Origin of the sequence: Paenibacillus sp. FSL R7-0210, from assembly GCF_038009085.1 — a bacterium.
Lineage (GTDB): Bacteria > Bacillota > Bacilli > Paenibacillales > Paenibacillaceae > Paenibacillus_AQ > Paenibacillus_AQ silagei.
On record NZ_JBBPAR010000001.1, the window covers coordinates 1,114,128 to 1,127,038 of the forward strand.

General features: G+C 54.3%; 10 protein-coding genes. 5 read left to right on the forward strand and 5 right to left on the reverse strand.

Translation table 11 applies throughout. The features are described from left to right. Positions 1-280: 280 nt before the first annotated feature. From MKY64_RS04690 to MKY64_RS04705, 4 genes are all read right to left on the reverse strand, one after another. Positions 281-1,450 (reverse strand): YncE family protein, encoded by a 1,170-nt coding sequence (locus MKY64_RS04690; RefSeq protein ID WP_339310626.1) that lies wholly within the window; start codon positions 1,448-1,450, stop codon positions 281-283. Positions 1,451-1,633: 183 nt separating this feature from the next. Then, the gene (locus MKY64_RS04695) at positions 1,634-2,464 is read right to left on the reverse strand and encodes a carbohydrate ABC transporter permease (protein WP_339310624.1); all 831 of its coding nucleotides are present in this window, start codon (positions 2,462-2,464) and stop codon (positions 1,634-1,636) included. Then, entirely contained in the window at positions 2,464-3,336 is an 873-nt protein-coding gene (locus MKY64_RS04700) for a carbohydrate ABC transporter permease (RefSeq protein ID WP_339310623.1), read from the reverse strand. Before MKY64_RS04700 ends, MKY64_RS04695 begins: the two co-directional genes overlap by 1 nt. A 93-nt stretch (positions 3,337-3,429) precedes the next feature. Further along, entirely contained in the window at positions 3,430-4,773 is a 1,344-nt protein-coding gene (locus tag MKY64_RS04705; protein ID WP_339310621.1) for an ABC transporter substrate-binding protein, read from the reverse strand. 194 nt (positions 4,774-4,967) lie between these two features. Here MKY64_RS04705 and MKY64_RS04710 point away from each other — a divergent pair, with 194 nt between their 5' ends. Together MKY64_RS04710 and MKY64_RS04715 are read left to right on the forward strand one after the other, a co-directional pair. Continuing rightward, positions 4,968-6,764 (forward strand): sensor histidine kinase, encoded by a 1,797-nt coding sequence (locus MKY64_RS04710; protein ID WP_339310620.1) that lies wholly within the window; start codon positions 4,968-4,970, stop codon positions 6,762-6,764. An 18-nt stretch (positions 6,765-6,782) separates the two neighbouring features. After that, positions 6,783-7,550: a response regulator transcription factor gene (locus tag MKY64_RS04715; RefSeq protein WP_340951255.1), complete on the forward strand. Its 768-nt coding sequence runs from the start codon at positions 6,783-6,785 to the stop codon at positions 7,548-7,550. 210 nt (positions 7,551-7,760) lie between these two features. Here MKY64_RS04715 and MKY64_RS04720 read toward each other — a convergent pair whose 3' ends face one another. Beyond that, the gene (locus tag MKY64_RS04720) at positions 7,761-8,591 is read right to left on the reverse strand and encodes a helix-turn-helix domain-containing protein (protein ID WP_340951256.1); all 831 of its coding nucleotides are present in this window, start codon (positions 8,589-8,591) and stop codon (positions 7,761-7,763) included. A gap of 120 nt (positions 8,592-8,711) precedes the next feature. On the opposite strand from MKY64_RS04720, the gene MKY64_RS04725 reads away from it, so the two are divergent. From MKY64_RS04725 to MKY64_RS04735, 3 genes are read left to right on the forward strand one after another with little or no spacing between them, the layout of a single operon-like run. Then, entirely contained in the window at positions 8,712-9,854 is a 1,143-nt protein-coding gene (locus tag MKY64_RS04725; RefSeq protein ID WP_340951257.1) for a DUF2264 domain-containing protein, read from the forward strand. Between the two features lie 38 nt (positions 9,855-9,892). Next, complete coding sequence (locus MKY64_RS04730; RefSeq protein ID WP_340951258.1) at positions 9,893-11,707, forward strand: hypothetical protein; 1,815 nt, start codon at positions 9,893-9,895, stop codon at positions 11,705-11,707. 44 nt (positions 11,708-11,751) lie between these two features. Continuing rightward, positions 11,752-12,888 (forward strand): glycoside hydrolase family 88 protein, encoded by a 1,137-nt coding sequence (locus MKY64_RS04735; protein ID WP_339310612.1) that lies wholly within the window; start codon positions 11,752-11,754, stop codon positions 12,886-12,888. Positions 12,889-12,911: the final 23 nt, after the last annotated feature.

The following is a 12,911-nucleotide window of genomic DNA, read 5'->3' on the forward strand; positions in this document are numbered from 1 at the left end:
CAACAGGAGCGCTATTGGTAGAGGGACCGCCAATGTGAACCGTTTTGATAAAACCCTTTCATGTACTTCTGGCTCATGGACTCGCCGGGCCCGGCGGACAGACAACCGGATGGGTAGGCGCGCCGGTTTTTGTCCGGATGCCGCATCAGGTTGTCTGCTGTAGGTTATGTCTGGATGCTCCGGCCCGAATAGTCCTAATGTCCAGTAAGGTAAAAAAAAGAGCTGCCCCCAAGTCCAGTTCGACTTGAAGCGACAGCTCAATTTTTATACTAAATGTGCATTACAAGGATTGATTGCTATAACCGGAAATAATGTTCTTTACGTTGACGCGGTCTGAGGGACTTGTGCCAATCGGAATAGCAGGAATGGGATTACTTGGATTTCCCAAATCAATCGGTTGAATCGAAGTCAATTGTCCTACATAGGCAATGATGTAATCGTAAAGTGCTAAATCACCGACATAAGGGAGCGGAACAAACCGTGAACTAGCAGCGTTTACATCGTAAATTTGCAGACCACCTGTCGGGAAAGTGGTGGGTTGAATGGTGATGCAAATAGTACTTTGATCACTTGAAACACGGATTTTATCCTGGCCTTTGTAGCTAGGAATTTCTGTGAATTGATCATGGGTGATGTTTCCTTGCTGGTCCATGAACAGGTTGTTGAATTTTTTCAGATAGGCTCTATCTTCCCGCGAGGTGCAAAATAACATATTGTTATCCAGATAGATCCCGGATACCGTATTGTCCAGCATACTTGAAGTTTTGGAGGGACCCATTGTAAGTGGTTCAAAATGAGTCAACATGCCAGTCGGCCCAAGTGTGACCAGCTCCACTCCGCCTGGGTACACGGTCAAGGGGTTGTGGGTCCCGTCAAATTCAAGCGGAGTATCATCCCCAACCGGATGGGCGGTATCATCGTCAACGGAAATGGCGACAACCTTGCCTTTATCATTATCTTTAGACTTACATGCAACAAAGACAAAGAGACTGTTCACCTTACCGGCAAAGGCAAAAGGGTAGCCGCTTCCGCTAGGCAAATCCACTTGCTTAATAACCGTATCTGTGACGGAGTCAATAATTGTAACGGCCCTGTTACCCGAATGGGCTACATAGACTTTGTTCACGTTAGCAGCAGCGAAGATAGCAACAGGAGCGCTAGAGGTGGACGAAGAGCCAATGTGAAGGGTTTTGATAACGTTAAAGTTATATGCATCAATGATAGTGACCGAATCATTGCCCGTATTTACTACATAGAGCTTATCCTCACTTGGATTCAAGCACATAGGACCAGGGTTAAGGCCTACCGGAATCCGTTTGGTGACCTTATTGTATACAGGATCAATGACAGCGACGTAGCCAAAATAATAGGAAAGTTCATAACTCGCAAACACGTAAGGATTAAAATTTGATGCTAGATTTCTTCTGTGGTTTGCTATTTTTGTATTCATAATTAAAAACCCCTTTCATGTGCTTCTGGCTCATGGACTCGCCGGGCCCGGCGGACAGACAACCGGATGGGCAGGCGCGCCGGATCTCCCGGATGCCGCATCAGGTTGTCTGCTGTATGTTATGTCTGAATGCTCCGGCCCGAATAATCCATTTGTCCAACAAAGCCACAAAAGGGGCTGAGGTTATCCCTTGACCGCTCCCGCCGTAAGTCCGCTAACAATGTACTTCTGGCAGAAGATATAGAGGATTAGCACGGGAAGGGAGGTTAATACCAGATCCGCGAAGATCAGGTTCCAGTCCCGGCTGTATTTGCCGTAGAAATTGTACACGGAGAGCGGCATCGTCCAATCCGAGCTGTCGGTCAGGAAGTAGAGCGGTATGGTGATATCATTCCACACGGACATGAAGACCATAATCGCTACGGTGGCGTTGACCGGGACGATCAGCGGGGTGACGATTCTGAAGAACACAGAGAATGTATTCGCCCCCTCCAGAAAAGCTACCTCATCCAGCGCCTTCGGAATGGAACGGATGAATCCGCTGTACAGGAACACACTGAACGCCGTGTTGAGCGAAGCGTAGATCAGAATAACGCTGGTGATGCTGCCGTAGAAGCCCATCCACTGCACGACACGGATCGTGGTGATCGTGGACATTGGGGCAATCAGGCCCATGAAGAAGAACATGTACAGGAAATTCGACCACTTGGTCTCCCGGCGTACCAGAATGAAGGAGGCCGCCGAGGAGGTGAAGATGTTCAGGATGGAAGAGACGCCGGTAATCAGCATCCCGTTCAGGAATGCCCGTCCCAGACCGCCTTCCTTGAAGACGGTTGTATAGTTGGAGAACTTCCACTCCTCGGGGAGCCGCAGGGAGAACTTCAGTACCTCGGAGCTGGTCATGAAGCTGCCGAACAGCATAATCAGGAGCGGCAGGATAATCAGGAGCGAGGCCAGGATCAGGAACCCCTCCACCAGATAGTTACGCCAGGCCATTTTACGGGAAAAGCTCATTATTCCGATACCTCCTTACGCCGCATGAAGATCAGCAGGGGAATGGCGATGACAGTTACAGCAGCGAACAGCAGGGTATTGACGGCTGTGCCCAGCCCCCAGCTGCCTTCCCCGAAGGAACGGAGGATGATGGTGCCGACTACCTGGGAGGCATTGCCCGGTCCCCCGCCGGTGAGCACGAACACCTCGGAGAATACCTTGAGGCCGCCGATCAGGGTAAGCATCAGATTGATGTTGATCGCAGGGAGCAGCAGCGGAATGGTGATGCTGCGGAAGCTGCGCCAGGAGCCGGCGCCGTCGATGGTGGCGGCTTCATAATATTCCTTGGAGATCGACTGGAGCCCGGCCAGATAGATGGCCATCTGGAAGCCGGTATGCTGCCAGATGGACACAAATGCCACGGTCCAGATGACCAGCGCCGGATTGGTCAGCCAGGCCTGGCTCAGCGAAGGCAGCCCCACAGCTTCGAAGATGCGGTTAATCGTTCCGTCGGAGCGCAGCATGGGCGTGAACACAATGCTAATAACCAAAACGCTTAAGATCGACGGAGAATAGAAAATAGCCCGCAGCAGATTTTTGGATTTTAGCTTCATGTTCAAGCCGACCGCCAGCGCGATCCCGAGCAGATTTTTGCCGAGTACAGTAACGATCGCGAAGATCGCCGTATTTTTCATCGCAAGCAGCAATGTTCTATCCGTGAAGATCCGCTCGAAGTTATCCCAGCCGATGAACTTGATCGCTTCCCGGTCCAGCCTCCAGTCCGTGAAGGAATAGAAGAGTCCGATCAGCGCAGGCAGTACGAAAAAAATCGAATAGATCAGCAGCGCAGGCCAGATCAGGTAATACGAGTACAGCTTCTTGGATACGTTCATCTCTTCACACTCCTATAATAGCCCAGGACAGAATAAAGCCCGGAATGGACTTCATTCTGCCTGCTGTATGGTTGATCCGATTGGATACTTGGTTTAAAAGCCTTCCACGCCTTTGTCCTTCATCAGCTGGCTGAATTTCTCGTCCCAGGCCTTGAGTACGCCCTTGGCATCCAGACCGCCGGCAAATTCATCCTGAAGCAGACGGTACAGCTCGCTGCGGTCCACGATCATATAGGCATCCGTGGTCAGCGTAGTCTTCTTGGGTGTGATGTATTGATCGACAATCTCCTGCTTGTAATCGGGAAGCTTCGGTGTAGTGACATCGCTGAAGTTGGAGACGGAGCCCTGGCTGTCCACCATTTTCTGTGCGACTTCTTTGGTGGCAAGGAACTCCAGGAATTTCTTCGCTTCATCCATATGCTTGGCTTTCTTCGGAATGAACAGCTGGCCGCCCAGCGGGCTTGCGCCGAGATTTGCGTCTTCAGAAGACGGGATAGCGAACAGGCCCAGATGCACATTCGGATCCTTCTCGGCCACGTTCACGATCAGCCAGTCGCCCATGAACATCATCGCCGTTTCCTTGTTCAGGAATTTGCCCACGGCCATATCGTAGCTGTCGCTGAGAATGTCCGTGTTGGTGTAGCCTTTCTTGTAGACTTCGTACTGCTGCTCCAGGAAGGTAGCGAATTCGGGAACATCGGACCACTTCTTGCGGCCGGCATTGATGTCCTCGAACAGGGACGGTTCATTCTTCGCGGCCCAGTCGGCAAAAGCGGCAGCCGGCCAGATATTAGCCGCCCAGTTATCCTTGAATGGCATGAAGACCGGAGTAATGCCGCTGGCCTTGATTTTCTCGCAGACGGCCAGGAATTCCTCGTAATTCTTCGGAATCTCAAGCCCCAGGTCCTTGAAGATATCCTTGTTGTAGACTACGCCCTGCATCCCGGTATCCTGACTGTAATGGAAGCTGTAGACATGATCGTAAGCGGAGAGAACATCCTTGTTCAGCAGCCGGCTTACCCAAGGCTCGTTATCGAGAATCTCGAAATTGCGCTCCAGATTAAGGTCGGTAGTAGCACTCGCCAGATTGTATTGAATCAGGTCAGGGACCTCATCGACAGCCAGCTTGGTCTGGAGTACGGTGGCCGTCTGTTCAGCCGGAAGCAGCTGAAGATTGACCTTGATATTGGTTTTCTGCTCGAATTCATCCAGCACATCCTGGGCCACGAACGCCGAATCCTGCGAGCTTTTGGAGATGGCCAGCTCGATGGTTACCTTTTTGCCGCTGCTGCCGCCGCTGCCGCTGTTTCCGTTGCCGCCGCTGTCAGTAGCTGAAGCGTTGCCGGAGCCTGAGTTGCCATTGCCGCATGCCGCCAGCGTTAAGGTCATTACACCGGCCAGTACGCCTGTTGCGATTTTTTTCATTTTGCCATTCATGTGATCGCCCCCGTAGTAAGAATTGTCTGTCGTCTTTGAATCCGTTTACATTGCCCATTATAGAATGAGGAGAGCACAAGGTACATGTTTGTACTTGACTCTTTCTGTGTAATATTCTGAACTCCGGGACGGCTTGTCAATTCGCCCGATTGGTTGTAAAGTAGGCAGCATCCTAAGGTTCAGGGGGGCTCGGCTTGGCTACTATTGTTCAGAAATTGCGCGGAGGCAGGGTTCAGGCCAGTCTGCAAACGAAATTCTTCTTCACCTTCATGCTGCTCCTGCTGATTGTGCTGGGCTGCTTCCTGGTCTACGTGAATTATATGGTGATCCAGCCGCTCAAGGACAAGACGGAGAACGAAATGAAGCTGGCTGCTGCCCAGGTCAGCGATCAGCTGAACCTCTATATCAATAACCAGAACCAGCTCTCCCAGCGGATTCTGTCGAACAAAGAGGTGTTCACCCTGTTGTCCGCCGGGGATTATTCGCAGCTCACCCTCGAAGGGCTGACCCGGAGCCGCCGGCTGAAAGACATCATGTTCCAGGCGCTGGGGCCGAGTCTGAACATTGAGGATATGATGATCTATGATCTGACAGGGGAGCGGGTGGCCTCTTATATCGGATACGCGGATAGCCCGGCCTCACTAAGGCCGTTCCTGGAAGAGAGCAGCAACCTGCCGACCTGGAATGCAAGCGGTTACGCACTGTACCGGCAGGGGGCGGAGGCCATTTCTTTTGTGCGGGCGATCAGGAACCAGAATGGTCAGGTGTTCGGCTATCTGGCGGTGCAGCTCGACCAGCGGTATTTGAACAGATCTGCTGCGGGCCTGGCGGGCGGCAAGGTCTATATTATGGATCAGGACCAGCGGCTGGTCGCAAGCTTCCCGGCATTGCGGGAAGGGGAGAAGGTCCCTGAATTTGCAGCGTATCCTTCTGAATCTGCACCGGCTAACGGAATCTATCTGAGCAGCGGCCAGAACTATGTGGCTTACCACCGCTCTGCCGAGACGGGCTGGACTACCTATGTGGTGAATCCCAGGAATGTGGTGCTGGGCCCGGTCAATTCGGTGAAATACCTCTCCATTCTGCTGATTACAGCGTTGATACTGTTCTCGTTCATTTTCATTTACTTCTCGACCCGCAACCTGCTGCTTCCGATCCGCAAGCTGCGCAGCCAGATTCTGCGGATGAACTACAGCAACCTGAATATGAAGGCGGGGCCGCGTACCCACAACAATGAGCTGATTCAACTGAATAGCGCTTTTCAGGAACTGCTGGAACGGTTACAGGAATCTATCGAACGGGAAAAGCTTGCGCTACACGAAGAAGTGAAGTCGCGGAATTCCGCCTTGCAGGCTCAGATCGCACCCCATTTTATCCACAATGTCCTGTATCTGATCAGTATTGCCGCCCAGGAAGGGAAGAATAGCGTAGTGACCGAGATGTGCAAGCATCTGTCGGACAGCCTGCGCTATATTGTGTCCTCCCCTTATCAGCATGTGACATTGACGGAGGAACTGAAGCATACCCGGCATTATTTGTCCCTGATTCAGCATAATTTCGAGGACGATCTGGAGTGGGAGATTGACGGGGACGGTGCGCTTGAGCGGATTGAGCTGCCCCGGCTGGTGATTCAGCCATTCGTGGAGAATTGTATCGAGCATGCTTTTAAGAATACGGACCCTCCTTGGAGGATTGAGGTGCGGGTGAAGGTATATAACGGCCTGTGGGCCATCGAAATCCGGGATAACGGGGAAGGCTTCGCGCCGGGCCGGATCAGGGACATTCTGGACAATATTGAGGACTCGGATTCCGGGGTCTATGAGCTTCAGCATCATACCACGGGAATTGGCAATATGGGGATTGTGAATACGGTGAACCGGCTGAAGCTGATGTACAGGAACCGGCTATTCTTCAATATTTACAACCACTTAGACGGGGAAAAGGGCGCTACGGTCCAGATTATCGCATCTATGAGTAAAGACTTCTACTAGAACCGGGGAGGGACCGCTATGTATACCGCTATCATTGCCGAGGACAGCAAGCCGATTCTGCGCAATATCGAGGCGCTTATGCAGTCCATGGAGTTGCCTGTCCGTATATCCGCCACCGCCTCGAACGGGCTGGATGCCCTGGAATACATCAAGGCTAACCCGGTGGATATCCTCCTGACCGATATCCGCATGCCCAAGCTGGACGGGCTGGCGCTGATCGGGCAGTGCAGGCAGGTGAATCCGGCGCTCAAGGCGGTGCTGATCAGCGGCTACAGCGATTTCGAGTATACGCGCAAAGCGCTGAACCTTCAGGTATTCGACTATCTGCTGAAGCCGGTGGAGCGGGAACAGCTGGCTGAGGTGATGCAGCGGCTGGTCGCCCATCTGCAGGAGCAGGAGGGCAGTAGGAAGGGATTGCCGGAGGTGTTGGCCGCTTCAGAGCAGCGGCCTAAGAGCAGCGAAGAGCTGTTCCGGCAATTGGAGCAATATTTGCAGCAGCATCTCTACTCCCAGCTCTCTATCACAGAGGTGGCGCTTCAGTTCCATGTCAGCCCGTCCTATGTCAGCCGGATCTTCAAGCGCTATTCGCACCAGACCTTCGTGCATTACAGTATGCGGCTGAAGATAGCCGAAGCCTGCCGGCTGATCGCAGCCAAGCCGGAGCTGAAGGTGAAGGAGCTGTCGGAGGCGCTGTCCTTCGGCGACCAGCATTATTTCTCCAAGGTGTTCAAGGACTATATGGGTGTAAGTCCTACGGAGTATAGGGGAGGAGAACGGGGTTACTAACAAAAAGCAAAAAGAAGCGGAGGGGAAATTTGGAACTGAAGGAGCGGTAGCGACCGCCTTTGTATTTGGATTTCTACCGCGAAGAGCGATTCTAATCAAGGAATCTAAATACAACAGCGGCCGGAAGTCCAAATGTTCACCGCAGTGACGACGAAGCTTCGAGTTATATCGTTCATTTTACGGCAGCGATGCGGATAGGCGGTGCCTTTTTTATTTGCCGTATTTTCCCGGAGGAATGCCCGTGATGTTCTTGAAGGTGCGGATGAAATTGGCATAATCGTTGAATCCGGACAGATAACAGGTATCGGACACGGAGTTGCCGGCGGACAAGAGCTGCTTGGATAACGCGATCTTTTTGAGCAGGACATAACGGTAGATGGTGCCTCCGGTCTGCTGCTTGAACAGATGGCTGAGATAATATTTGTCCAGATTCAGCTCCCCGGCAATATGCGCTAGCGACAGATTCAGGTGCAGGTGGTTGTCGATATAGCTCATCGCGGATTGAATATGGGAGGAGATGATGCTGGGCACGGCGGCACGGGTGCGGCTGTACAGCTCGTTGACCAGCACCAGAATCTGAATCAGATACGTCAGGGCCAGCACCTCGCTGCCGTACTGCTTGCGTTCCAAGGCGGCAATCAGCTGAGAGGAGAGTGCGGTATATTCCGAGAGCAGCGGCTCCTCCATCCGGGCCAGGTTGTTCTCTCCGGGCTGGCGGTTCTGGAAGCAGGCCAGCAGATTCGTGGTTGCCGTACAGAACGGATAGACCAGCGGTGCTTTGAAATGTATGGTCAGCCGCTCATAAGGGTCGGGGGAGCGGTTGATGATTTTATGAATCTCATGATTATTGAATAACAGGACGTCGCCGCGCACCAGCGGATAGCTGTACTGGTCCACGAAGCCGTTCACGCTGCCGCCGAGGAACAGGAAGATTTCATAGTGGTCATGGATATGGAAATCCCGCGTCGGCGAGATCGGAGAATTGCCGATACCGGCCAGAATATCGCCGTCGAACGTTTCATAATACCGGGCATGCTTCATCGTCACAGCCCCTTTCTTGTTGATCACAATATACGCAATAAATCATCATTATTCGCAAAGACATTGCAATAATACCACAATACACTAGAGAAGAAGAATACCTGAGAGGGTGGAACTAGGATGAGTGGGATAGAACAGCGTAAATACTGGCTGGATACGATGCTGCGAATTGGAACGCCAGTCCTGGAGGCGCTCGCCGCACGGAAACTGAAAGAGTGGTTACCTACGGAGTTTCATAGCGAGCGCAGCCAGTTTGCGCATCTGGAAGCTTTTGCAAGGCTGGCTTGCGGAATGGCTCCCTGGCTGGAGCTTCAGGGGCTTGAGGGTGAAGAGGAGCGCTTAAGAGCCCGTTATGCCGGGCTGATGCTGGAAGCGATTGATGCGGCGGTCGATCCGCAATCGCCTGACTATATGGAATTCAAGACCGAGGGCCAGCCGCTGGTGGATGCGGCATTTCTGGCCCATGCGCTGGTGCGGGCACCGAAAGCGGTTACAGCCCGGCTGGACACACGGGTTAAAGGCAATCTGATTGTGGCGTTCAAGCAGACGCGGCGGACCGCTCCCAGCGGCAGCAACTGGCTGCTGTTCAGTGCGATGGTGGAAGCAGCGTTATACCTGCTGGGCGATCCGGAGTATGACCGGATGCGCGTGGGTTATGCGGTCCACATGTTCATGGACTGGTACAAGGGTGACGGAGTCTACGGGGACGGGAAGGACTTCCACTGGGATTATTACAACAGCTTTGTCATTCAGCCGATGCTGTTGGATGTTGTTACCCTTTTCGAACAGGAGAATGAGGAGTATGCCCGGCTTAGACCCTTGGTCCTGCAGCGGGCGCAGAGATATGCATCCGTGCTGGAGCGCAGTATCGCCCCTGATGGAACGTATCCGTTCCTCGGGCGTTCGATTGTCTACCGGTTCGGGGCATTTCAGCTGCTGTCACAGGCGGCGCTCCAGCATTTCCTGGAAGATTCGCTGCCCCCGGCTCAGGTGCGCTGCGCTTTGACCGCTGTTATTAGCCGGATTATGCAATATCCGGGTACGCTGGATAAGAACGGCTGGCTGCAGCCGGGAATCTACGGCTATCAGCCGGAGCTGGCCGAGAGCTACATTAATACAGGCAGTCTGTATCTGTGCGCCGCTGTTTTCCTGCCGCTGGGCTTGCTTCCTGCTGATCCCTTCTGGTCGGGCGAGGATATGAAATGGACGGCACGGAGAATCGCGGACGGCGAGAATGTGATGCGGGACCATGCTTTGGAATAAGGGATACAGACAGACTGAACAGGAGAGGGAGCTTAGGCATGAACATACAGGAACTTAAGGCAATCGCAGAGAACATGAAGCCGGCAGATCTCAGCTTATATTATCCGCAAGGGGATTCGGCCGCTTTTTGGAGTGAGGCGGGATCTTCTCAAGTTTTACAAGCCAGTCTCAGTGAGATTCGTGCAGAGGCACGGAGGCTGGAAGGGCAGCCTATACCGCTGCTGACGTACAGTCTGTTTACCCTTTTCCGGCAGAAGGGGTCGAGACTGGAGTATGAGCGGCCTTATTTTGAACGGAGAAGAAGGCTGAATACGTATGTGTTCCTAAGTCTGCTGGAGCCGGAGAACGCAGCAGCTCTGGAGCAACTGACAGATATTCTATGGGCGATCTGCGATGAGTACACATGGTGCGTTCCCGCCCATCTTCCTGAGAAGCATGAGGCTGCTGAGATCAACCGCCATATCGATCTGTTCTCCGCCGAGACGGGCTTTACCTTAAGCGAATGTCTGCTGCTGGTCGGGGAGCGTCTCCCGCTGCTGCTCCGCTCCCGGATACGCAGTGAGGTGGAGAATAGAATCTTCCGGCCGTTCCTTGCGCATGGCCCTTATTTCTGGGAGACCTCCACTCACAATTGGGCGGCGGTCTGTGCGGGCTCTGTGGGTGCGGCTGCACTGCTCCTTGTGAAGGACAAGGACATGCTGGCGGAAATCTTGCTGAAGACAGAGAGCAGCATGAATTATTATCTGCAGGGCTTCGGGGCAGACGGGGCCTGCCAGGAGGGGCTGGGCTACTGGAATTACGGGTTCGGCTATTTCACTTATTACAGCGATCTGCTCCGTGCAAGAAGCGGAGGCCGGCTGGATTGGTTCAAGCAGGAAAAGGTGGCACAGATCGCCCGCTTCCAGCAGCAATGCTTCATTGACGGCAGCTATGTCGCCAATTTCTCCGATACAGTGCCCCGGGTGCGGGTACATATGGGACTATCTCATTATCTGGCGGACGTCTATCCGGATGTCCTGCGCCCGCCGTCTGCGCTGCGCGCCCCGTTCACGGAGGATCACTGCAGCCGCTTCGCACCGGCTCTGCGCAATCTGATCTGGACAAGAGCCGGGCAGGAGAAGGAGTCCTGGGAGGCGGGCAGCAGCTATCTGCCCGATGCCGCTTGGCTCGTATCGCGGCATGTCTCTGGGGCGGGCGCTTTCGGCTTCGCGGCCAAGGGCGGCCATAACGACGAGCCGCATAACCATAATGACCTGGGCCAATTTATTCTGAGCGGCCGGGGGGAGATCTTCGCGGCTGATCTGGGCAGCGGAGAGTACACGGCGGACTATTTCGGTGCCGGCCGTTACGGCTATGACTGCAACGGGTCGCAAGGCCATAGCGTGCCGATTATTGACGGCCAGTACCAGGGGGCAGGACGGGAGTTCGAGGCAACGGTGCTGTATGCATCGGCAGCGGAGGCGAAGGATGAGCTGATGCTGGAGCTGGCCCGGGCATACCCGGTAGCCGGACTGCAATCCCTGGTCCGTTCGCTGGTCTGGCATAAGGAGGAGCTGCCCCGTCTGGAGCTGACTGACACTTACCGGTATGACGGAGCTCCGGCAAGCTGGACGGAACGGTTCGTAACGTGGCGCAGACCGGAGGTGCGGGAACCGGGGAGCGTATGGCTGCCGGGAGCTGCTGAGGGGAGCGGCGTTGAGGTAACCTATAATCCGCAGATCGTCCGGCCTGAGATTACCGCACATGTGTACCAGGATCACTATGGCCAGGACAAGGTGTGGCATAGTCTGGACTTTCAGGTTCTCCAGCCCGGAGCAGAGGGCGTATTGGTGTTTGCTTTTGAGTTTATATAAGATGCACGGCACGGGTACAACATTCACACAAAGGCGGGATTCAAATGAACAGAACCATAGATCAGGCTTGGGTAGATGAGGCTTGGAGTAAGGCACTGGAGAAGACGAGAACGAACAGTATCAGCATCGGGGCGGAGTTCCCGCATGCCAGTCAAGGCGGCAAATATGTCCTGGAAGTGCCAAGCTGGTGGACTGCCGGTTTCTGGCCGGGCATGCTCTGGCAGCTCTATGCCGAGAGCGGCGATGAGAGCCTGAAGGCAGTAGCCGAGCGCTGCGAAGAGCGGCTGGATGAGGTGCTGGACGGCTACGTGAAGCTGGATCATGACCTTGGCTTCATGTGGCTGCTGACCAGCGTCGCCAATTACAAGCTGACGGGCAGAGAAGAATCAAGGGTCCGCGGGCTGAAGGCCGCCAACTATCTGGCCGCCCGCTTCAACCTGAAGGGCCGCTATATCCGGGCCTGGAATCCCTGGAGAGAAGGCGAGGACAACAGCGGGGTCGCCATTATTGACTGCAGCATGAACACCAGCCTGCTGTTCTGGGCCTCCGAAGTCACGGGAGACCCGCGTTACCGGCATATCGCGGAGGCACATATGGATACGGTGCTGGAGCATTTCATCCGGCCGGACGGCTCCGTCTATCATATTGTCAACTTCAACCCGGAGACGGGCGAAGTGGCAGAGAAGCTGGGCGGACAGGGCTATGCGCCGGAATCGGCCTGGTCGCGCGGCGCGGCTTGGGCACTATACGGGCTGGCGCTGGCCTATCACCATACGGGCAAGCTTAGCTACCTGCATGCGTCCAAGCAGGTTGCGCATTTCTTCCTGACCCGGCTGCCGGAGGATCAGGTGCCGCATTGGGATTTCCGCGCTCCCGGCGATGTTGGCGAGATTCGCGATTCTTCGGCCGGTTCATGCGCCGCAAGCGGTCTCTTGCTGCTGGCCGGGCTGGTGGAAGAATCAGAGGCTCCTGTCTACCGGAACGGGGCGCTTAGAATCACGGAATCTCTCTACCGCAATTACGGAACTTGGGACAATCCCGGCGAACAAGGCCTGCTGCTTCACGGCACCAGTAACTATCCTGAAGACCGGAATATCGATGTGCCGCTGATCTACGGGGATTTCTTCTATGTTGAGGCACTGGCCCGGATTAAGGGAGCAGGCCCGTTCTATTGGGAGTAGGAGGAGTACGATAATGACGAACA

Coding starts and splice junctions, on each gene's coding strand:
- MKY64_RS04690 (WP_339310626.1), bottom strand. CDS start 1,450: ATGAATACAAAAATAGCAAACCACAGAAGAAATCTAGCATCAAATTTT.
- MKY64_RS04695 (WP_339310624.1), bottom strand. CDS start 2,464: ATGAGCTTTTCCCGTAAAATGGCCTGGCGTAACTATCTGGTGGAGGGG.
- MKY64_RS04700 (WP_339310623.1), bottom strand. CDS start 3,336: ATGAACGTATCCAAGAAGCTGTACTCGTATTACCTGATCTGGCCTGCG.
- MKY64_RS04705 (WP_339310621.1), bottom strand. CDS start 4,773: ATGAATGGCAAAATGAAAAAAATCGCAACAGGCGTACTGGCCGGTGTA.
- MKY64_RS04715 (WP_340951255.1), top strand. CDS start 6,783: ATGTATACCGCTATCATTGCCGAGGACAGCAAGCCGATTCTGCGCAAT.
- MKY64_RS04720 (WP_340951256.1), bottom strand. CDS start 8,591: ATGAAGCATGCCCGGTATTATGAAACGTTCGACGGCGATATTCTGGCC.
- MKY64_RS04725 (WP_340951257.1), top strand. CDS start 8,712: ATGAGTGGGATAGAACAGCGTAAATACTGGCTGGATACGATGCTGCGA.
- MKY64_RS04730 (WP_340951258.1), top strand. CDS start 9,893: ATGAACATACAGGAACTTAAGGCAATCGCAGAGAACATGAAGCCGGCA.
- MKY64_RS04735 (WP_339310612.1), top strand. CDS start 11,752: ATGAACAGAACCATAGATCAGGCTTGGGTAGATGAGGCTTGGAGTAAG.